This is a genomic window from Motilibacter deserti (assembly GCF_011250635.1).
GTDB lineage: Bacteria > Actinomycetota > Actinomycetes > Motilibacterales > Motilibacteraceae > Motilibacter_A > Motilibacter_A deserti.
This window is the reverse complement of the sequence record NZ_JAANNP010000006.1, coordinates 33,543-55,139: the sequence shown is the minus strand read 5'-3', so window position 1 is coordinate 55,139 and position 21,597 is coordinate 33,543. Positions and strand designations below refer to the sequence as shown.

Annotated in this window: 14 protein-coding genes; 8 read left to right on the top strand and 6 right to left on the bottom strand. The window is 74.4% G+C overall.

The annotated features are described in order from the left end of the window. The first annotated feature begins 34 nt into the window (after nt 1–34). The 7 genes from G9H71_RS11555 to G9H71_RS11525 all read left to right on the top strand — a co-directional run bounded on the left by G9H71_RS11555 (nt 35) and on the right by G9H71_RS11525 (nt 8,168). The gene (locus G9H71_RS11555; RefSeq protein ID WP_166281922.1) at nt 35–1,369 is read left to right on the top strand and encodes a polysaccharide pyruvyl transferase family protein; all 1,335 of its coding nucleotides are present in this window, start codon (nt 35–37) and stop codon (nt 1,367–1,369) included. Beyond that, nucleotides 1,366–2,694, top strand: a complete 1,329-nt coding sequence (locus G9H71_RS11550) for a Coenzyme F420 hydrogenase/dehydrogenase, beta subunit C-terminal domain (RefSeq protein WP_331272921.1) — start codon at nt 1,366–1,368, stop codon at nt 2,692–2,694. The genes G9H71_RS11555 and G9H71_RS11550 overlap by 4 nt, the downstream gene beginning before the upstream one ends. A 35-nt stretch (nt 2,695–2,729) precedes the next feature. Then, a complete protein-coding gene (locus tag G9H71_RS11545; RefSeq protein WP_331272920.1) occupies nt 2,730–3,386 on the top strand; it encodes a methyltransferase domain-containing protein in 657 nt (218 codons plus the stop codon). Next, complete coding sequence (locus tag G9H71_RS11540) at nt 3,383–4,051, top strand: class I SAM-dependent methyltransferase (RefSeq protein WP_166281920.1); 669 nt, start codon at nt 3,383–3,385, stop codon at nt 4,049–4,051. The genes G9H71_RS11545 and G9H71_RS11540 overlap by 4 nt, the downstream gene beginning before the upstream one ends. Before the next feature lie 197 nt (nt 4,052–4,248). Continuing rightward, on the top strand, nt 4,249–5,571 hold the full coding sequence (locus tag G9H71_RS11535; protein WP_166281918.1) for a right-handed parallel beta-helix repeat-containing protein: 1,323 nt from the start codon (nt 4,249–4,251) through the stop codon (nt 5,569–5,571). 258 nt (nt 5,572–5,829) lie between these two features. Then, nucleotides 5,830–7,173 (top strand): right-handed parallel beta-helix repeat-containing protein, encoded by a 1,344-nt coding sequence (locus G9H71_RS11530; protein WP_166281858.1) that lies wholly within the window; start codon nt 5,830–5,832, stop codon nt 7,171–7,173. Nucleotides 7,174–7,238: 65 nt separating this feature from the next. Beyond that, nucleotides 7,239–8,168 carry a right-handed parallel beta-helix repeat-containing protein gene (locus G9H71_RS11525; RefSeq protein ID WP_166281916.1) on the top strand — a complete coding sequence of 310 codons (930 nt, stop codon included), beginning with the start codon at nt 7,239–7,241 and terminating at the stop codon, nt 8,166–8,168. Nucleotides 8,169–8,182: 14 nt separating this feature from the next. Here the strand turns inward: G9H71_RS11525 and G9H71_RS11520 are convergent, their stop codons facing one another. The 6 genes from G9H71_RS11520 to G9H71_RS11495 all read right to left on the bottom strand — a co-directional run bounded on the left by G9H71_RS11520 (nt 8,183) and on the right by G9H71_RS11495 (nt 19,224). After that, nucleotides 8,183–9,094, bottom strand: a complete 912-nt coding sequence (locus G9H71_RS11520; protein WP_166281914.1) for a glycosyltransferase — start codon at nt 9,092–9,094, stop codon at nt 8,183–8,185. Further along, on the bottom strand, nt 9,091–10,572 hold the full coding sequence (locus G9H71_RS11515; RefSeq protein ID WP_166281912.1) for a lipopolysaccharide biosynthesis protein: 1,482 nt from the start codon (nt 10,570–10,572) through the stop codon (nt 9,091–9,093). The genes G9H71_RS11520 and G9H71_RS11515 overlap by 4 nt, the downstream gene beginning before the upstream one ends. A 62-nt stretch (nt 10,573–10,634) precedes the next feature. Then, nucleotides 10,635–15,782: a Kelch repeat-containing protein gene (locus G9H71_RS11510; protein ID WP_166281910.1), complete on the bottom strand. Its 5,148-nt coding sequence runs from the start codon at nt 15,780–15,782 to the stop codon at nt 10,635–10,637. A gap of 6 nt (nt 15,783–15,788) precedes the next feature. Next, nucleotides 15,789–17,225 carry a glycosyltransferase family 4 protein gene (locus G9H71_RS11505; protein ID WP_331272919.1) on the bottom strand — a complete coding sequence of 479 codons (1,437 nt, stop codon included), beginning with the start codon at nt 17,223–17,225 and terminating at the stop codon, nt 15,789–15,791. Continuing rightward, the gene (locus tag G9H71_RS11500; protein ID WP_166281908.1) at nt 17,222–18,304 is read right to left on the bottom strand and encodes a glycosyltransferase family 2 protein; all 1,083 of its coding nucleotides are present in this window, start codon (nt 18,302–18,304) and stop codon (nt 17,222–17,224) included. The genes G9H71_RS11505 and G9H71_RS11500 overlap by 4 nt, the downstream gene beginning before the upstream one ends. Beyond that, complete coding sequence (locus G9H71_RS11495) at nt 18,301–19,224, bottom strand: glycosyltransferase (RefSeq protein WP_166281906.1); 924 nt, start codon at nt 19,222–19,224, stop codon at nt 18,301–18,303. Before G9H71_RS11495 ends, G9H71_RS11500 begins: the two co-directional genes overlap by 4 nt. 570 nt (nt 19,225–19,794) lie before the next feature. Between G9H71_RS11495 and G9H71_RS24520 the strand changes: the two genes are divergently transcribed. Further along, entirely contained in the window at nt 19,795–21,588 is a 1,794-nt protein-coding gene (locus G9H71_RS24520; RefSeq protein WP_166281904.1) for a DUF4082 domain-containing protein, read from the top strand. Nucleotides 21,589–21,597 lie beyond the last annotated feature (9 nt).

Genomic DNA, 21,597 nt, shown 5'->3' with positions numbered 1-21,597 from the left:
GCCGTGCCGGCGCCCCCATGCCGAGGTGCTGCCCGTGACCGATGGCCCGCTGCGCGCCTGCCTGTTCGGCACGCCCGGCACCGCCTACAACCTCGGTGTCGGAGCGCTTCGGCTCTCGCTGCTGCACGGTGTCCTCGAGCGCCGCCCCGACGCGCGGCTCGTCGCCTTCGACGACGGGTGGGGGGTACGCCCCGCGGCCCTCGAGCTGGCCGACGGGCGGGCGGCGGCGTACCGGCTCTGCGGCGCGCGCAACAGCCGTCGGCTGGACCGCCCCGAGAGCTACGCCCGCATGCGGCTCGCGCTCCGGCTCGGCGGAGCGGGCAGCGTGGGCGCCCGGCTGGTCCGCGGCGCCGACGCCGTGCTCGACGTCAGCGGCGGGGACAGCTTCGCCGGGACGTACGGGGAGTTCCGGTTCCGCACCGTGCTGCTGCCCAAGCTGCTCGCCCTGCAGGCCGGCCGGCCGCTGGTCCTGCTGCCGCAGACGTACGGCCCCTTCCCCGACCCGGCCATGCGGGCCAAGGCGGCGCGGGTGGTGCGTGCGGCGCACGCGGCGTGGGCGCGCGACAGCGACAGCCACGACGCGCTGCGCGAGCTGCTCGGGGACGAGTACGACCCGCAGCGGCACCGGCTCGGCGTCGACATGGCGTTCGCGCTGCCGGTGCGCCGCCCGGACGACGCGGTCGCGGACGCGGTGGAGCGGTTCGTCGACGGCGACGGGGCGCCGGTCGCGGGCGTCAATGTGAGCGGCCTGCTTTACAACGACCCGACGGCCGCGGCGCGCTACGGGCTGTCCGTCGACTACCCCGCCGTCGTGCGCGCGTTCGTCGAGCGGCTCTGCGCCGCGGGCGCGCGCGTTCTGCTCGTCCCGCACGTGCTCGGGCCGGCCGGACTGGTCGGCCCGGACGCGCCCGTCGAGTCAGACACCGGGGCGTGCCTGCACCTGGCGGCCCAGCTGCCGGAGCGCTGGCGGGACCGGGTGCACGTCGTCACCGGGCCCATGGACGCGACGCAGGCCAAGTGGGTGATCTCGCGGACGTCCTGGTTCACCGGCGCCCGCATGCACGCGACCATCGGAGCGCTGTCGTCCGGCGTCCCGACGGCGGCTCTCGCCTACAGCATGAAGTTCCGCGGGGTGTTCGCGTCGGTGGGCGCCGCAGCGGGCGTCGTGGACGCGCGCCGCGTGGACGACGCGACCGCGCTGGACGCGCTGCTCGCATCGTGGGAAGCGCGGGACAGCGCCCGGGGCGAGCTGGCACGGTCGGTGCAGGAGGTCGCCCGGCGGGCGGCAAGCCAGATGGAGGAGGTGGTCGGCGTGGCGGAGAGCGGGCGGCACGCCGGCCGGCTCGTCGGTCGCGGCGGCGGCGGGTGAGCGGGCGTCGGCGCGGGCTGCGCCCCGGGGCGCCACGCGACATCACCGAGGTCGCCGAGGGGCGGCTCTGCTCCGGCTGCGGCACGTGCGCCTTCGTCGCGCCCGACGCGGTCCGCATGGTCGACGACCTCGCGGCCGGGCGACGCCCGCTGCAGCTGCTGCCGTCCGGGTCGCCCTCGACGCAGGCCGCGCTGCGCGCCTGCCCCGGTGCCGCCCTCGCCCACGACCCCGGGTCGGTGCCGGCGGGCGCCGACCCCGGCCTGCTTCCCGGCTGGGGCCCGGTCCTCGAGGTCTGGGAGGGGTACGCGGGCGACCCCGAGCTGCGGTTCGCCGGGTCCAGCGGCGGCGCGGCCAGCGCCCTCGCGCTGCACCTGGTGGGCTCCGGCGGCGCGGCCGGCGTCATCCACACCGCCGCGCGCGCCGACGCGCCGCTGCTCAACGAGACGGTCGTCAGCACCACCCGCGAGGAGCTCCTCGCCCGGGCCGGGTCGCGCTACGCCCCGGCGAGCCCGGCCGACGGGCTGGGCACCGCGGAGCGGGCGGGGGCGGTGGGGTCGAGCCCCTACGTCTTCATCGGCAAGCCGTGCGACGTCGCCGGCGCGGCGAAGGCGACGGCCGTCCGGCCGGCGCTGCAGGCCGGGCTCGCCCTGACGATCGGCGTCTTCTGCGCGGGCACCCCGTCGACGGCGGGGACGCTCGAGCTCGTGCGTGCGATGGGCTTCGCGGACCCCTCGGACGTGGAGTCGGTCCGCTACCGCGGCAACGGCTGGCCCGGCGAGGCCGTGGCCACCGGGACGAGGGACGGCGAGTTCCACGAAGCGCGCTTCTCCTACGCGGACTCGTGGGGCGCGATCCTGCAGCGGCACCGCCAGTGGCGGTGCCACGTCTGCCTCGACCACACCGGCGAGTTCGCCGACGTGGCGGTGGGCGACCCGTGGTACCGCGAGATCGAGCCCGGCGAGCCGGGGCGCAGCCTCGTCGTCGTGCGCACCGAGCGCGGCCGGCAGGCCGTGGCGGCCGCGCGGGCCTCCGGGGCGCTCGTCCTCGAGCGCGTGGGCAACGACGTCCTGCCGCGCAGCCAGCCCAACCTCGTCCGCACCCGAGGCGCCGTCTGGGGGCGCATCACGACGATGCGGCTGCTCGGCCTGCCCGCGCCGCGCTACGCACACATGCCGGCCTTCCGCTCGTGGCTGCGGGACCTGACGCCGCGCGAGAAGGCGAGCTCCTTCGTCGGCACCGCCCGCCGCATCCGGGCGCGCCGCATGCGCCGCCCGGCCGTCGTGGTCGAGCACGCCGCGCCACGCGAGCGCAGCGACGCCTCCTGACCGTCCGCACCGCAACGCCGCCTTGGGAGAGACCCGTGCGCAAGCTCGTGAAGCCGTTGGCCCGCCGTGCCGTGGAGCTCAGCTCCCGCGGCCAGGAGCGGGGCGCTCACATCACTCGGTTCGTGATGTACGACCGGCTCGCCGAGGTGGGCCGGGGCTTCCGCCCCTCGCCCGCGGCCCGGACGCTGTCGATCAGCCGGTCGACCCAGCTCTGCACCGTGCTCGGCCTGGACGGGACCGCGATCACCGAAGCGGACTACCCCGACGTCAACATCCTGTCCCTGCCCTACGCCGACGCCTCGTTCGACTTCGTCGTCAGCGACCAGGTGTTCGAGCACATCGAGGGCAACCCGTTCACGGCGATGGCCGAGACCCTGCGCGTGCTGCGTCCCGGCGGCGTCGCCGTCCACACGACCTGCTTCATCAACCCGGTCCACGCCTGGCCCGGGGACTTCTGGCGCTTCACCCCCGAGGCGCTCGCGCTCCTCGTCGGCAAGGACGCCGAGGTCGTCGAGTGCGGCGGCTGGGGCAACCCCTACGTCTGGCTGGTCGCCGGCCTCGGGCTGCGCAAGACGCCTGTCCCGCGCTCCCCGCGCCACCCGCTGCACTGGGCCGCCACGAAGAACTCGCCGAAGTGGCCGGTCGCGACCTGGGTCGTCGCGCGCCGCCCGGAGCTGGACGGCGTCGCATGAGCCGGGCCGGCATCGGCGGCACGGTCCGCCGTCGCCTCGTCGAGAGCCCCGGCTCCCTCGGCGAGCAGGCGCGCAGCCGGCGGGCCGCGTTGGTGCGCGACCTCTTCCCCGACCTCGCGGACATGGACGTGATCGACCTCGGCGGGCGCACGTCCACCTGGGCCGCCGCACCCGTCCGCCCGCGCAGCGTCCTCGTGATCAACCTGGAGCAGCAGCCCGAGCTGCCCGAGGAGGACTGGCTGCGGGTCGAGCACGGCGACGCCTGCGAGCTCCCGACCCAGGTGCGCGGGCGGGCTTTCGACGTCGTGTTCTCCAATTCCGTGCTCGAGCACGTCGGCGGGCACGACCGGCGCCAGCGTTTTGCCGAGTCGGTGCACACGCTCGCTCCCCGGCACTGGGTGCAGACGCCGTACCGCTATTTCCCCGTCGAGCCGCACTGGCTCTTTCCCGGAATGCAGTTCCTCCCGCTCGCCGCGCGGTCCCGCATCGCCCGGCACTGGCCGCTCGTGCACACGCGCCCGGACGACGACCGGGGCGCGGTGCGCGACGCCCTGGGCGTGGAGCTCTCGAGCATCACGGAGCTGCGCTACTACTTCCCCGGCTCCCAGATCCACAAGGAGCGCATCGGCGGGCTGATCAAGTCGATCGTGGCGGTCAAGCCGTAGCCGGGCTATGACGGCCGGCACATCGCCGCAACCCGTTCGGCGCAACAGCGGGACGAACCGGCAATTGGATCACGACTTCCTCACGGTCGGCAATAGTCCGGACGGGTGAGAAGCACTCTCCGAGTTTCAGGAACAAGGGCCCGGGCCCCGATGGACCTTCCATCGGAGCCAGTCAGCCCTTATTCGGAGATTCCTTCATGACCCGCTTTCCCCGCCCGTCCGTCCTCGGCACGAGCGGCCGTCGGTCTCTCGCCGTCGCGCTGACGCTCCCCCTCGCGGCGGGCGCGCTCGCCACGACGCAGGCCGGAGCAGCCGACGCCGCGCCGACGTACCTGCAGGTCAGTGCCAGCAGCGACCGCAGCGGCAGCGTCCCGCTGGCCGGGCAGACGCTCTCGGGCAAGGTGTACGTCTTCGTCCCCGCCGTCACCGGCGCCACCACCGCGTCCTTCTGGATCGACGACGCCGCGGCGGCCGGCAAGCCGGACCAGGTCGAGAGCAGCGCGCCCTGGGACCTCGCCGGTGGGGCCACCAGCGCGAAGCCGTGGGACCTGCGCTCGTTCCCCTCCGGGCCGCACACCGTGACCGTGCGCTTCACGGTCAACGGCCAGCAGGTCACCGAGACCGCGACGGTCAACGTCTCGTCCCCTGTCGCTGCCGTGGCGGCGTCGGGAGCCGGTACGCCCGCGACCGCTCCGACCACCCCGACCAGCGTCGTCACGGCCCCTGCGACGGTCTCGGCCCCCGCCGCGGCCGACACCGCGCTCGCCGCCGTGCCGCCCGCGGGCTACCCGAGCGCCGCCAACACCGGCGTGCCCGCCGGCACGAAGCTGACGAAGAGCGCCGGGATCACCGTGACGAAGGCCGGCACCGTTCTCGACGCGCTCGACGTCGCGGGCTCCATCAACGTCAAGGCCAACAACGTCACCATCCGCCGCAGCCGGATCACCAACGGCGGGGCGAACTACCCCGTCCGGCTGTTCTCGGGCTTCTCCGGCCTCGTCATCGAGGACACGGAGATCGACGGCAACGGCACGGCCTCGGTCGGCATCTGCTGCAACAAGTTCACCCTGCGCCGGGTCAACCTGCACAACTCGGTCGACGGCATCCGCGCCGACGGCAACGTGCTCGTCGAGGACTCGTGGGTGCACGACCTGGCCCGTACGCCCGGCTCGCACAACGACACCGTGCAGACGCTCAAGGGCAGCAACATCGTGCTGCGGCACAACACGCTGCTCCCCTACAGCGCGGCGGACGGCGACCCGCACAACGCCGCGTTCATCATCAGCGCCGGCACGAGCGGCGGACCGGTCGACAACGTGCTGCTGGAGAAGAACTACCTCAACGGTGGCAACTACACGCTCTACCTCGGCAAGGGGGGCGTCCACCCCGTCACCAACGTGCAGGTGCGCGGCAACCGCTTCGGCCGCAACTTCCGCTTCGGCCCGGTGACCGCGCTCGCCGCCGACACCGCGTTCGACGCCACCAACGTCTGGAACGACAACAGCCTGCCGGTGCGCTGACGCACCTTCCGCAGCGAGCCCGGCCCTTCGACAGGGGTCGGGCTCGTCGCGTCGTGCTCACGTCCGCCGTCGCCGAGAATTGATCCGTTCGGGTGACACGGGCCGTCACCCGCACTAGGTTGCGGTCGTCGGCATCCGGCTGGGGAGCTGACGGCTGTGCACGTGCGGCTGTCGCGCGCCCGCACCTGGGGGACGGGCTGCCGACCGCCCAGCACCCGTCCTGACTCGAGCACGGCCGACCTCTGCGGAGACCTGACCATGCCCAGCCATGCCCACGCGCACCGTGCCCGCCCCCGCCACCTCCCCCTCCTGGCCGGAGCCCTCGCCCTCGCGGCCGCGGCAGCCGGAGCAGGCGCCGGCCTTCCCGGCGCGGGCGCGGCTACGCCGTACCTCAAGGTGAGCGTCAACGCGGACAAGTCGGCGGCGGTCCCGCTGCACGGCGCCAAGCTCAAGGGCAAGGTGTACGTCTTCGTGCCCACGTCCTCGTCGGTCACGGCGGCGTCGTTCTGGATCGACGACCCCAGCACCAAGAGCACTCCGGCCCAGGTCGAGGACGCCGCTCCCTGGGACCTCGCCGGCGGCACCCCGAACGCCAAGCCCTGGGACCTGCGCCCGCTGCGGGCCGGGGCGCACACGGTGACCGTGGTGCTCACCGTGAAGGGCAAGCGCGTCGTCGAGACCGCCACGCTGACCGTGCTCGCCGACGCGGCCTCCGCGCCGGTGACGACGCCGCCGCGCACGCCGGCCCCGACGCCCGCCCCCACCCCAATGCCCACGCCGACGCCCACACCGACCCCGACGCCCACACCGACCCCCACCCCCACCCCGACCCCCACGCCCACGTACCCGAACAGCCCTTCGGGCTTCCCCGACGCCCGCACCACGGGCGTCCCGGCTGGCACCGCGTTGACGAAGGTGACCGGAGGGCTCACCGTCACCAAGGACGGGACCGTTCTCGACGGGCTCGACATCAGCGGAGCCGTGACGATCCGCGCGGACGACGTGACGATCCGCCGGAGCCGCATGACCAACGGGGCGTCGAGCTACGCCGTGCGGCTCTACTCGGGCTACTCGGGGCTCGTCATCGAGGACTCCGAGATCGACGGCAACGGCACGGCCTCGGTCGGCATCTGCTGCAACAGCTTCACCCTGCGCCGGGTCGACCTCCACGACGCGGTCGACGGTGTCCGCGCCGACGGCAACGTCCTGATCGAGGACTCCTTCATCCACGACCTCGCGCGGACGCCGGGCTCGCACAACGACACCGTGCAGACGCTCAAGGGCAGCAACATCGTGCTCCGGCACAACACGCTGCTGCCCTACGACGCCGACGACCGCGACCCGCACAACGCCGCGTTCATCATCAGTGCGGGCGCCAGCGGCGGGCCGGTCGACGGGGTGCTGCTCGAGCGCAACTTCCTCAACGGCGGCAACTTCACCGTCTACCTCGGCGCCGGTGGGGCCCACCCGGTCACCAACGTGGTGCTGCGCGGGAACCGGTTCGGCCGCGACTACCGCTACGGGGCGTTCAGCGCGCTCACGGGCGAGACGGACTGGGACCGGTCGAACGTGTGGCACGACACCGGCCTGCCGGTGCGATGAGAAGCGGGCACGCGGCGCGTCTCTCGTAGGTTGGGACCAGGGGGTCCCAATGACGGGAGGGCAGGGTGCAGCAAGGCCGAGGTCCGGGCCTGTTGGTGGGCGTGGTCGCGATCGTGGCGTTCGTGCTGGGCGCGGGCGTCGTCGCGGGGGTCTTCCTCCTGCGCGACAGCTCGCGCGAGCCCGTCGACGACGCGGCGGGGCCCAGCGCCTCCCCGGCGCAGAGCCAGCTGCCGCCGTCGGCGCCCCGTCCGGCCGGACGCCCCGGCCCGGACAACACCGGGGTCCCCCCGGACGTCGAGCTGCGCCCCTCCGACGTCGTCGAGGTCACCGAGCCGGGGACGGTGCTGGACGGCCTCGACCTCGGCTGCCTGCGCGTCAAGGCCGACGACGTCACCGTGAAGCGCTCGCGCATCCGCTGCGACGCCGACGACCTGCCCGCCGTACGCGCCGACGACGGCGTCGACCGGCTGCTGCTCGAGGACACCGAGATCGACGGCATGGGCGTCACGAGCATCGGCGTCGGCTTCGCCCGCTTCACGTTGCGCCGGGTCAACGTGCACAGCACCGTGGACGGCGTCCGGGCCGGGGACTCCTCCGTCATCGAGGACTCCTGGATCCACAGCCTGTCCCGCAAGCCCGGGACCCACAACGACGGCATCCAGAGCATCCGCGGCACGGGCATCGTCATCCGGCGCAACACCATCGACGTCTTCACCGATGGCGACTTCATGAATGCTGCGTACATCATCAGCGCCGGCTCCGAGCGCACGGTCACAGACGTCCGCGTCGAGGACAACTACCTCAACGGCGGCAACTACACCGTCTACCTCGGCGACTCCGACGCCAAGAGCGTGACGGGAGTGGTGTTCCGGCACAACGTCTTCGGCGGCGACTTCCGATACGGGCCGCGGGTCGCCATCCCGGAGGGGACCGTGTGGGAGGACAACAAGCTCGCCTCCGGGGCGGAGGTGCCCGGCAAGACCGGCAAGGGCTGAGCCGTACGCCCCCCTCAGGCCCGCGGGCTGCGCCCGGAGACCCGCGACTTGAGCCGCAGCCACGTGCCCACATAGCGCACGTAGAACTCGGCGAGCACGTAGCCCGCCTGGTCGGCCGGGCGAGGCAGCCGCGTGTCGGCCCGCGCGCGGCGCACCGCGCCCAGCGGCGGGACGAGCCCGCGGACCACCTCGTCGACGGTCACGAGCGGGCTGCCGGCCAGCTCGCGCGCGTCACGGCTGCCCGCGACCACGCGCGCGAGCTTGCTGCCGAGCTCGCCGAAGGTGCGGCGGGCCGGGTGGCGCACGGCCGCCGCGGGGGCGTAGCGCCACGAGTGGCCCGCCCGGGCCGCGCGCTGGCCGAACTCCCGGTCCCCGCCCGAGCGCAGCCGCTCCTCGAACTCCCCCACCGAGTCGAAGACGGCCCGGCGGGCGAAGAGGTTGGCCGTGGCTGCGAACCGCAGCTGGTCGACGTAGCGCTCCTGGGGGAAGGCCTTGACCAGCTCGTAGGCCTCGACCGGTGAGAGCCGGTCCGGGCGCGCCGGGAAGAGCGTGATCGACCCGCCGACGAGGTCCACCTGCGGCGGCCCGTCCAGGGCCCGCAGCCCCTCCTCGAGCCACCGCGGTGCCGGACGGCAGTCCGCGTCGGTGAAGGCGAGGACGTCCGCGCCGGCCGCCCGCAGCCCGGTGTTGCGCGCGGCGTAGGAGCCGGGACGGCTCTCCTGCAGCCACCGCAACCGCAGCCGCTGCCCCGGCATCGCCGGCGGAGGCGGGGTCGAGGACCCGTTGTCCACCACGAGCACCTCGAACGACTCCGCGCCGAGGGTCTGCTGCTCCAGCGCCTGCAGGCACCCGGCCAGGTGCTCCCACTGGTCGAAGACGGGGACGACGACGCTGACGCGCAGGCGCTGCCCGCTCCGGGGCGTCACCTGCGGCCCCGCTGCGCGAGCACGAGCCGCACGCTCTCACGTGTCGGGCGCCACGCCCAGGTCAGGCCGGCGTGCACCAGCACGGCGGGGACGCCCACGGCCGCGAGGACGGCGAGCGGCGGCCCGTCGACGAGGGCCTGCAGCGCGGCGGCGACGCCACCGGTGACGGCCGCCAGTGCGGCCGGGCGCCAGACCGCGCCGCCCACGTCGCCCAGCGTCAGCGGCGTGCCGCGCACGGCGTTGGCGAACCCCGGCACGGCGAGGACGAGCTGGCCCACGGCGTACGAGACGGCGACGCCGAGCGGCCCCCAGGGCAGCCCGATCGCGATCGACACGACCATCAGCGGCCGGCTGACCAGCGCCCAGCGGGCCATGCGGCCGGTCGAGCCCCACGAGACGTAGATCCAGCCGTTGGTGTTGCCGACGACGTGCACGACGCCCGCCAGCCCGAGCGCGCGGAAGATCGGCACCGCGCCGTCCCAACCCGGCCCGAGCAGCACCGCGATGACCTCGGGCGCGCAGACCACGAGGAGCACGACGAGCGGCATGCCGACGAGCGCGAGCCCGCCGACCGCCGAGCGGTAGAACGCTCGGTACTTGGCCGGCTCGCCGCGCAGGATCGACAGCACCGGGACCGCGACGGACGCGAGCGGCCCGTTGAGCTGCTGCAGCGGCAGCAGGAGCAGCGTGTAGGCCCGGGAGTAGAGGCCGAGCGAGGTCGCGCCGCTGACCTTGCCGATCAGCACGTTGTCGGCGTTGCGGGAGACGTAGTTCAACAGGTTGAACGTGCTGACCCCGCCGCCGAACGACAGCAGCTCCCGGATCCCCGCGTCGCGGCGCGGGCGGCCCGGGCGCCAGCGGCAGAAGGCCCACAGCAACACGGTCCGTGCCCACGCCGAGGCCAGCGGGAGCACCGCGAGGGACCAGTAGCCCGCGCCGGCGGCCGCCGCGGTGACGGCGGCGACCACCCCGATGGCGAACGCCCCGGTCTCGCTCGTCGCGAGAGCACCGAAGCGCAGCCGGCGCTGCAGCAGGGCCGCGTGCTGGACCGACAGGCCGCCGGCGACGAAGCCGAGCGCCAGGACCAGCGTGAGCCCGGTGAGCTCCGGGCGGCCGTAGAACGCCGCGACGAGCGGCGCGCACGCCGCCACGACCGCGGCCAGCACCGCGCCCAGGGCGGCGTTGACCCAGAACAGGCCCGTGACCTGGCGGTCCTCGAGCTTGTCGCGCTGCACCGTGGCGGCCGCCAGGCCGAGGTCCTTGACCTGCTCGGCGAGGCCGGTGACCGCGACGACCATGGCGACCAGGCCGAAGTCGCCCGGCAGCAGCAGCCGGGCGAGGACCGCCGTCGAGGCGGTCTGCAGGACGAGCCGGCCCCACTGCCCGCCCATGGTCACGACCAGGCCGCGAGCGGCCCGGCGCCCGAGCGCGGGACGCAGGCTGCCGCGCTCGAGCGCGTCGGGCACCTCGTCGGCCATGCGGCCGGAGGCTACCGAGGCCTGCCCTCCGGCCGCGGCCCTGCCGCTGCCCACCCGCCCGCTCAGCCGGCCGGCAGGGTGAGGACCTCGTGCGCGTCGGTGAAGGCAAAGCCACCCGACGGCCCGCCGCCCACGACGTGCACCTGCCCGTCGACCACCCCGACGGATGCGCCGTGGCGCGGGGTCGGGATCCGGCGTAGCACGCGCCAAGCGTCGGCCGCCGGGTCGTACTGCTCGGCGACGTCGAACGCACTGCCGTCGGGGGCGACCTCACCGCCGATGAGGACCGCCTTGCCGTCCACCACCGCGGTCGCCATCGTGCGGCGGCCCGTGGGCATCGGGGCCTTGGCCGACCAGGTGCGGGACGCCGGGTCGTACGCCTCCACCGTCGTGTGCGTGGCGACCGAGGTCGCCCCGCTCGCAAGCCGCGTCCGGCCACCGAAGACGTAGAGCGAGCCGCGCAGCGCCGCGACGCCGGGGTTGTCGCGCGCGGTCGGAAGGGCCGGCGCGGCGGACCACGTCCTCGTCACTGGGTCGTAGACCTCCACGACGCCCGTCGACGCGCCGTCCTCGGTCATCCCGCCGGCGACGTAGACCTTGCCGTCCAGGACCGCGGCCCCCGCGCCGCCGCGGGCGGTGGGCAGCGCCGGGAGCGCCGTCCAGGCGTCAGCAGTGGGGTCGTAGGACCACGAGGCCGACTGGGCGCCGCTGAACGCGTCGGTGGAGCCCCCGAAGACCAGCAGCTTGCCCTCGAGCGTGGTCACCGCCGGGTTCTCCACGCCCGCGCCCGGCAGATCCGCCTTGCGGGCCCAGGACTTCGTCGCGCTGTCGTAGGCGTAGAGCCGGTTGGAGTGCGCCCGCTCGGTCTTGCCGCCGACGAGGTACATCGTCGAGCCGATGACGCCGGCACCGGAGTCGAGCAGCTTCTCCGGGAGCGCGGGCGCGGTGGACCAGCAGCCGATGTCCTGCGGCTCGAGGATCGTCACCTTGTTGCCGCCGAACTCGCCGACGACGATCGACCCGCCCGGGCCCTGCACGATCGGCAGCGGGTCCTTGAAGCCGCCCACGAGCCGCTTCGCGGAAGTCACGCTGCGCCCGTCGGCCGCCAGCTGCACCAGCGTCACGTCGTCCCCGACGCTGTAGTTGGTGATGAGCAGCGACTTGTCCAGCTGGCCGCAGAACGCGCTGCCGGTGTATTCGATGATCCCGTTGGCCGAGCGGTTGGGCCCGAGGTCGAACATCGGCGGGGTGTAGTTCGGGGCCGGGGCGACGCCCTGGTAGCTGCCGTTCTTGAACACGCACTCGCCCCGGGTCGGGTTGGGCGTGCCGTAGTAGCGCCCCTCCTCGATGAGGTTGAGGTCGTCGTTCTGCAGGCCGGGGTTGTTGCCGCCGGAGTTCCAGGGGCGGGTGTCGCCCATGCCGGTGCACGGCGCGGTCGGGCTGGGCGGGTAGCTGCCGACGACGCCGAGGCCGTTGTTCGGCCCGTAGATCTTGCCGTTGGAGTGGATGACGAAGTCGTAGGTGTTGCGCAGACCGGTCGCGAAGGTCTTGACGTCGCAGGCCAGGCCGGACCTGGTCATGTCGGCCGGGTCGGCGCAGGCGCCGTTGAAACCGGGCGCCTTCACGTTGGCCACGAGGAGCGCCCCGGACAGCGGCTGCTCACCGCGGTCGCTGAACTCGGTCTTGGCGGTGTTGGGCGCGCCGGCGCCGGTGTTGCCGCCCTGGGCGATGTAGAGCAGCCCGTCGGGGCCGAAGTGCAGCCCGTTGGTGCTGTGGTTGGCGAACGAGCGCGGCAGCCCGGTGATGACGTCGGACCGCTCGGTCAGCCCGGGGCCGGACAGCCGCGTCACGACGCCCGAGTCCACCTCGCCGGCGTCCACCACGGGTGAGGAGTGCGCGACCCACACGATCACGTTGTCGGCGGTCGAGGCCGGATCGACGGTGAGGCCGAGCGCCATCCGCGTGCCCAGCGTTCCGACGACCTGCCTGTCGACGACCTTGTGCGCAGCGTCGAGCGTGAGCACGTAGATCTTGCCGAACATGCTCTGCACGTAGAGCTTGCCGTCCGGGCCCATGGCCATCGCGCTCGGGAACGGCACGTCGTAGGACGTGCGGGTGAGCGGGTAGTCCGGGTTGCCCGCGATGTCGAACTCGCCGCCCACGCTGAAGGACGAGAACGGGTAGGTCACGGCCGTCGTCGCGCTGCGGTGCGTCGCGAGGATGCCGCCGAAGCTGCGAGTGCCGACGCGCGGGTCGATGCCGGCCGCGTCGAAGCTGAAGAACTCGCCCGGCGCGGTGAAGGTCGACAGCGGCGTCAGCCCTGCGTCGCCCACCTTGTAGTAGGCGGTGACCGTCCGCTTGGTCGGGTCGGACCTGATGGCGAGCTGCACCGGCTGGTCCGAGGCAACCGTGGTGATGGGCGAGTTCTTGCGCGAGACCTCGACGCCGGCGACCTCGAGCACGTGCTCGAAGCGCAGGCCGTTCGGGGTGGACGCGATGACCATGCGGTCGAAGTTGTCCTGGCCGTAGCCGAACCAGACCCCGGCCTGCTCGTACTTGCCGGTCGTCGCGGGCATCCCGGCGATGGTCGCGCTGATGGTCGCGATCTCGCTGTCGCCGTCGAACCCGACGCCGACCATGTTGTCCTGGTCGTTGTCGCCGAGGTGCGGTCGGCCCGCGGTCGTCGTGACGTCGAGCGTCCCCGTCTCCAGGTCGACGTCCAGCAGGTCGCGACGGTAGGAGTCGCCGGAATCCTTCTTCAGGATCGTGGTGAACCCGGTGCCGAGGCCGTCGCGGTCGAGCATGGCGCCGCCGTCGTAGCGCCAGGCGAGGTTGTAGGGCGTGTCGATCTTGATGAGGTCGCACGCGACCGGGCTGCAGCCGCCGGTGTCGCCCACGGTCAGCTCGACGGTCAGCACCCCGTCGAACGCGCCCGGCGCGCTGGCGCGCACGGTGGCGGTGAAGTGGCCCGGGGTGAGCCCGGCCGGGTCGGCCACGAGCTGCACCGGACCCGGCGCCGTCACCGTGGCCGGCACCCGGAGCCAGGGGGCGTCACTGACCAGCGTCGCGGTCGTGCCGGGCTTCTGGGCGGCGAACTGCACCTCGCCGCCGACGGCGGCGCCGTTCTGGTCGGCGGAGAAGGCGATCGAGGGGGCGGACCAGGTCAGCGCGTTCGTGCCGTTGGACGTGGTGAACGAGGCGGCGACGAGCTTGACGCCGGCCGCGGACTCGACCTTGGCCGTGATGGTGTGCGGCCCGTCCGGGATCTTGGCGGTGTTGAACGGCGCGGACGAGTGCGTCACCGAGCCCGGGGCGTAGTCGAAGGGGCTCGTGGCGTCCACGCGCACCGGCTCGCCGGCCGCGGCCGGGTCGTCGAGGTACCAGGACACGCTCGTCACGCCGGTGTCCGGGGACAGGAACGGGTAGACCGCGCTGCCGCTGAGCGCCGCGCCCGCGAGCGCGACCGGTGCGGTGCGCTTGGCGTTGCTGCTGTAGACGACCGAGTAGGAGGCGTCTCCGGGGCCGGCGGGGACCTCGACCGTCACCGGCACGACGAGCTGCGGCAGCGACGGCGCCGTCACGGTGACGCTGCCGCTGGACGTGCCGACCGGGAGCCCGGCGGGGTCGACGGTGACCGCGAGGGCTGCCGGCGTCGTACCGGCTGCCGGGGTGACCGTGATCCACGGCGCCGACGACGAGGCGGTGAAGGATGCCGACGCCCCGGACAGCGCGACCGACCGGGTGACCTGGCCGCTGCCGGCCTCGGCCGTCACCGAGACCGCGGCGGGGTCCGCGACGAGCACGGGGACGGGGGACGGTGCGCGGACGGTCAGCGTGACGGTCAGGACCGCATCGACCGCGCCCGGCGCGGCAGCGCGCAGCGTCGCGGTCCGGGTGCCGGCGGCCAGCCCGGCGGGGTCGACGGTCACCGCGACGGCGCCTGCGGTGGCCGACGCCGGCGCGCGCAGCCAGGACGCGTCGCTGGTCAGCGTCGCCGTCGTGCCCGCCGCCGCCGTGAGCTCGACCTGGGAGGTGGTGGCGGAACCGCCGGCCTCCGCGCTGACGGCAAGGGTCGGCACGGCCCAGGACAGCGCCTTGGTGCCGTTGGACGTGGTGAAGGCCGCGGTCGCCGTGGTGACGCCGTCGGCGCCCGTGACCTTCGCGGTGATCGTGTGAGCCCCGTCGGCGAGGGCGGCGGTGTCCAGCGGGGCGGACGCGTGCGTGACCGAGCCCGGCGCGTAGTCGAAGGGCGACGTCGTGTCCACGCGGACGGGCTGCCCGGCGCCCGTCGGGTCGTCGAGGTAGAACGAGACCGACGTGACGCCCGCGTCGGGTGACAGGAACGGGTAGACGAGCCCCGAGACCGTCGCGCCGTTGAGCGGGACCGGCGACGTGCGCTTCGCATTCTTGCTGAACACGACCTGCGAACCGGAGATCCCGCTTGCGGCGACCGGGGTGACGGTCACGCTGACGGGGACGACGACCGGCTGCCGCGCGGCGGCCGTGACGGTGACGGTGGCCGTGGCCGTGCCCACAGGCAGCGCGGAGGGGTCGACCGTCAGCGTCAGCGAGGCGGGCGCGGTCGCGCTCGCGCTCGAGGCCCGCAGCCACGAGGCGGAGGACGCGACGGAGAAGTCGACAGCGGGGCCGGACACCGCCAAGCTCGCGGTCTGCGCTGCGCTGCCCTGCTGGGCCGAGAGCGCGAGGGAGGCGGGGCTCACGGTGAGGGCCGGCGCGGGGGCTGTCTTCGCGAAGGCGGCCGACACGACCTGGGCCGCCCCGGTGGTCGGGACGATCTCCGCGGTCACGGTGTGCGTGCCGACCGAGAGCGCCCTGGTGTCGAACGGCAGCGCGGTGTCGTCCTTGGCGGTGCCGGCGAAGTCGTGCGGCGCCCCCTTCTCCACGAGCCGCGGCGCCTTCGTACGCTCCGGGTCGTCGAGGTAGAAGCGCACCTCGCGCACCCCGGTCGAGGGGGTGGTGAAGATGTAGACGCTGCCGTCGGGAAGGCTCGCGCCGGCGAGCGCCGCCGGGCTCGTGCGCTGGGCGGAGAGGCTGTAGGACAGCGAGAACTCCGCCGCCGCCCCGGCCGCCGCCGGGAGGAGGCCGGCCAGCACAGCGAGGGCCGCGCCCAGGGCCGTGATCCCTGCGGCCAGCCGGCAGCGAGGGTCGCGCAGCGGGAGCAGGCGCGAGGTGGGGCGCTTCGTCGTCATGGCGTTCTACTTCTCTCCGAGTGCACGTGTTGCCGCCGCCGACCGGGTGTGTGCCATCGCCGCCCGGTCCGGAAGGTGGACGACCCGGCCGGTCAGGTCGATCGTCCGGCGCTGCACCCCCAGCAGCTCGTCGAACAACCCGACGTAGCGGATCGCCTGCTTGTCCCAGTAGAGCGTGCGCTCGATGCGCTCGCGCCCCAGAGCGCCCATCTCCTTGCGCTTGGCCGGTGCGTCGAGCAGCGCCGCGACCTGCTCGGCCAGCTCTTCCTCGGTCGTCACGTAGGCCGCGGCCCCACGGGCCGACCGGCGGGTCTCGACCAGGTCGGTCGCGACCACGGGGAGGCCGTGGGCCATGTACTCCAGCGTCTTGTTCATGGTGGAGCGGTCGTTGAAGTCGCACTTCGGGTCCGGCGTGATGCCGAGGTCCGCGGTCGAGAGCCAGCGCCGGACCTCGTCCGGGCCGACCCGGCCGGTGAAGGTCACCCAGGGCCCGATCTCGAGCTTGTCGGCCAGCTCGCGCAGCGCGGGAAGGCTGTCGCCGTAGCCGAGCAGGCCGAACTGGCAGTCCGTGCGCCCCAGCACGTGGACGTAGTGCGCGATCGCGCGCAGCAGCCGGTCCACGCCGTCCTGCGGCCCCATGATGCCGAGGTACGTGACGAGGAAGCGCCTGCCTGCCCGCAGCTCCGGCACGGCGGGGCCGGGGCGCAGCCGGCTCGGGTCGGGGCAGCTCATCACGATGCGCACGTCGGAGGCCGACCGCCGGCCGCGGGTCATCGCGATCTGGCGGTAGGACGTGTTGGTCGCGACCACCTTGTCGGCGACGCGGTAGGACCCGCGCTCGAGGACGCGGACGGCGCGGTAGAGCAGGCCCCTGCGCCCGAAGCGGGCCTCGAAGACCTCCGGGCACAGGTCGTGCTGGTCGTAGACGAACCGCTTGCGGAAGGGCTTGTAGAGCAGGGCGAGCAGCCAGTAGGTGTCCGGCGGGTTGCAGGCCTGGATCACGTCGAAGCCGTGCTTGCGCAGGACGTAGAGCGAGAGCAGCGCCGTGCGGATCCAGCAGTAGGCGAACTCCCAGATGTAGGAGAGCGCGCCCGAGGTCGCGGGCGGCGGCGCGTAGGTGTGCACGTGCACCCCGTCGAGCTCGTAGCGCGCCGCCTCCCCCTCCCCCGCCGGGCAGATGACGGAGACGCCGTAGCCGGCCGCGACCAGCGACGAGCACTCGGCGCGCACCCGGCGGTCCAGCGAGTAGGGCATGTTCTGCACGATCACGCAGACGCGGCCGACGACCTCGCTCTCGCCCGGGCCGGGGGTGCGCCCGGCGCCCGGCACGTCGTCCGGTGCCGCGCCGGACGGGGCGTCCGGAGCCGCGTGCCCTGCACGCCCCCGGGTCGTCGGCCGGCCAAGCCGGGAGCGCCTCCGCTCGACGTGCTCGAAGGTGGTCACCGCTGCACTCCCGTCACCGTCGACGTCCAGCCCTGCATCCACTCGGCGCGTGCGCGCCACAGCTCGCCCCAGAACCCGAGCGGGGCCCGCTCCCGCACGGGGACGGCCCCTTGTCGACCGCGCCCGGCGCGGCCGGCCAGCCCCGCTGCCCGCGCGGCCCCCGCGCGCGCCGCCACACCGACCAGGAGCAACGCGACGCCCACCGGGCGGGCCGGCACCGGCAGGTGGCGGCGGAGCAAGGTCACCTTGCCAGTGAAGAGCAGAACCGCTCTGCGCAGGCCGATGCTGGACGCTCCCACCTGATGGAAGTAACGCGCCGCCGGGGCGAAGACCGCGGGCCGGCCGGCGCGACCGGCGCGCAGGCACAGGTCGACGTCCTCGCCGTAGACGAAGAAGGCGCGGTCGAACCCGTCCAGAGCGTCCCAGAGCCCGCGCTCCACGAGCATGACGGCTCCACTGACGGCGGGGACGACGCGGTCGTTCGCGAGGGCGGCCGCACTCCACGGGCCCGAGCTCTCGGGGTCGAAGACCCGGGACCCGGGCCGCGCGGTGGACAGCCCGGTGGCAAAGCAGAACGTCGACCACAACGTGGGGCGGCCGTACCACGACCGCGGGTCGGGGCGACCGTCCGCGCGCACCGCCAGGCCGCCCACCACACCGGCTTCGGGGTGGCGGGCCGCCGCGGCCAGCAGCTCGCGCACCGCTCCCGGCTCGAGCCGTGCGTCCGGGTTGACGAACAGCAGATGACGGGCGTTGCGCCCTGCCTCGCTGTCCGCTCCCGCGTGGCAGCCTCCCGAGAACCCACGGTTGTGTTGCAGTTCAGTGAAGTGAGCTTCCGGAAGCTCACGTCGCACCACGCCCTCGGCGCCGTCACCGGACGCGTTGTCCACCACGACGACCGCGCCGCGCAGCCCGCCGAGGGCCGTCCGCACGCTCGCGAGACAGGCCGGCAGGTCGGCTGCGCTGCGATAGGCCACGACCACGACGCAGACGTCGAGGGCAGGCGCGTCATCGGCGGCCGCACACGCCGCGTCCTGCAGCGCGCCTTCGCGAGCCGCCGCGGGGACCGTCCGCGTCACGCCTGGCCTCGCCGGTCGTCCCGCGCCCACACGTTCCGTGCCCGGGTGCGCGCGAGGACCTTCGCGCTCAGCGTGACGCCGGCGAAGACCGCGACGCCGGGCCAGCCCGCCGGGCGCCCGACCAGCCGGACCACCTGCCGGAGGCGGTTGCCGAGCGGGCGGTCCGACGCGGGCGCCACACCCTGCTCGGCGAGCTGGGAATTTCCGGCGTAGATGCGCGACCGCACCCGTACGACGTCGCGCAGGCGGGCTGGCGGGCGGACCGTGCACGGGGCGTCGTCGAGGATGCGCACCGCGGCGGAGGGCACGGCGCTCGTGACCCACCGGTCGTCGGCGACGACGTCCGGGAAGGCGCCCACCCGGCTGCGGCCGGCGTGGGACAGCATCAGGGCACCGCGGCCGGTGCGGGCCTGCGCCACCCAGGGCAGCTCCTCCCAGGTGCGGTAGAAGGAACGGGCCGCTGCGCTCGCCGCGGACAGGTCCAGCCGCCGCGCGGGGACGGCGAGCTCGGCGCCCTCGCCCTCGCCCTCGCCCTCGCCCTTGGGTGCGACGCTCGCCGCGAGCCGGCGCACGGTGGCCGTCGGGCACTCCACGTCGGCGTCGAGGTAGAGCCGAGGGAAGCCGTCGGCGACCGCGTCGCCCGCGCGCAGGGCCGCTGCCTTGCTCGCCACGTCGAGCTCGAGGACGCGTACGCGGTGGCCGAGCCGAGCGGCGGTGGCCCGGGCGCGCTCGGCGCTCGCGTCGGTGCAGCCGTTGCAGACGACGACCACGTCCAGCTCGCCCGGCGCGGCCGCGCCGAGCAGCGCCTCGAGGCAGCGCGCGATCGTCGCCTCCTCCTGGTGCGCCGGGATGACGACGGAAGCGAGCGGCCCCGGCGCGCCGACGACCCGGGGCGAGCGAGCAGGCGAGGGGGCAGGCACCGGGTCAGGCGCCGGCGCAGGAACCGGCACAGGGACCGAGTCAGCCGCCGGGGCAGGCATCCGTGCGGCGCCCCCCGACACCGTGGGGCCCGCCCCCGACCAGGCCCGCGGCGCGGCGGGTCGGCCCATGTGCATGACTCCCCCTCGCTCGACCACCCCCCGGGCGCAAGGCGCTGCGGCGCTTTGCGCCGCGCCCCGGCCTCGTGCCCCTGAACCTAGGACAACAGCCGGGTTAAATCCATGACGACGGCGTTAGTTTCCGCGCGGAACGCGTCGGGACCGCTGGCTCCGTCCGAACCGCCCGGGCAACCAGTGTCTCGCCGATCGGTACGCCTGCGGGCGCTTTCGCCCAGATGCCGCACAGCGCTACCGTCCGGTCACTCGATCGGGCCGGGACCTCCGCCTCAAATCGTGCGTATCCGGTCTCGCGTGGCCGCCACCCGTCGCAGTCTGTCGGCCGGAGCGGCCGGGCGGGCACCCGCAGCAGCACGCGCCGCAGCAGCACGGCATCGGCTCGGCAGCAGCACGGCAGCAGCCTCGCCGAGCGGGCAGGAGCAGGAGGGAACGCAGGTGACGAGCAGACGGGAGCGGACGGCGACGCGCCGGCTGCGCAGCGCAGTCCTCGCGCTCACCACGGCGGTGACGGCGCTGGCCGGGGCGATCGCCCCGGTAGGCCCGTTCGGGTCGTTCGGGCTCGCCGGCCTCGTGCCGCCGACGTACGCCGCCTTCGGCGCGTCCATCTCGTCCGGCGGCTCGGCATGGGCGGCGGGCGGCTGGAGCACGCGCCCGCTGCTCACGGCCGGAGCGAACTCGACTGCCGGAACTGCACTTCCCGCGTCTTTGTTCGAGCCGACATTTCGCCGGACCGGGCTGTCCTACGCGTCCGTCTCGATGGGCAGTGGCTTCGGTTGCGGTGTGGCTACGTCGGGTGAGCTCGCGTGCTGGGGGACGAACGGGTTCGGCCAGTTGGGCACCAGGTCGACCGCGGGTGGCACCGCTTCCACGCCCGAGGTGGTGGGCACCGGCTGGGACTCCGTCGACGTCGGGACGTACTCGGCCTGCGCGATCCGGTCCGGCAACGGGACGCTCTGGTGCTGGGGCGCCATGGGCGTGGGCTACGGCCTGCTCGGCAACGGTTCCGGCGGCGGCAGCACACGGCCGGTGCAGGCCGGCGCCCTGACCGGCTGGGCGCGGGTGTCGGTCACCAACCTCAGCGCGTGCGCGGTCCGCACCGACGGCACGCGCTGGTGCTGGGGCGCCAACGAGACCGGGGCGTTCGGCAACGGTGCGGTCTCCAACGTGCCGGCCCGGTCCCCCGTGCGGGCCGACGCGTACACCGACTGGCTCGACGTGCGCATGTCGCTCGCCGGCGGCTGCGGCCTGCGCCGGGCCGGCCTCTACTGCTGGGGCATGAACCCCTTCGGCTCGGTCGGGGCCGCGGGCGCGGGAAGCACGCAGCTGACGCCGCTGCTCGTGTCGCGCGAGTTCGTCGAGTACGACTTCGCCGGCAACAACGGCTGCGGCATCAAGGCGGACGCGACGCTCTGGTGCTGGGGCATGGGGATGCTCAACCGCAACGGCGGCGGCGATGAGGCCGACGCGCCGCTGCCGCGACGGCTCGGGGCAGGAAGGGACTGGCGCGCCGTGCGGGTCACCCCGGCGTACACCTTCGCGGTGGACTCGACCGGGACGGTGTGGGCCTGGGGCGGGGCGGCCGCAGCAGCCGGCCCCGCGAGCGGCTTCACCCAGTCCGCGTACGCCGGGCTCGGCGCGACGCCGGTCGCGCGGCTGAGCGCCCCCGGGTCGGCCACCCTGCAGCCGGCGGAGAACACAGGCTTCGCCCTGCTCGGAGCCGTCGACTGGGTGGCCGGCCCGCCCGTCACCGCGCTTCCGGCGACGCCGGCCGGGAACGCCACGACGGTGCCAGGAGCGGCCGAGGTCGGGACCCGCTTCCGGGTCACGTCGGCGCAGCAGCTCGTGGGCGTACGCGTCCATCGGGCGAGCGAAAGCGTCTCGGCCCGCACCGCCCGGGTCTGGCGCGCGGACGGCACGCTCCTCGCGACGCTGTCGTTCCACCCCTCGCCGGTCGCATCCGACGGCGTCGGCTCCTGGCTCTACGCCACCGGCACTCCGGTCGACCTAGCGCCGGGCGTGGACTACGTCGTGTCCTACACGGTGCCTGCAGGGGCCCAGGTCGAGGCCGAGGCCGGGGCGTCGGCCACCCCGCACGCGAACGGCCCCCTCACGCTGCCGCCCGGGTGGGGCGTGACAGGCACGGTGCCCGGGGCGATGCCGACGGGCCCGGCACCGGGGGACGCGGGATACGCGGTCGACCCCGTGCTGCTCAACCCCGTCACGCCCTGACGCGTCTCC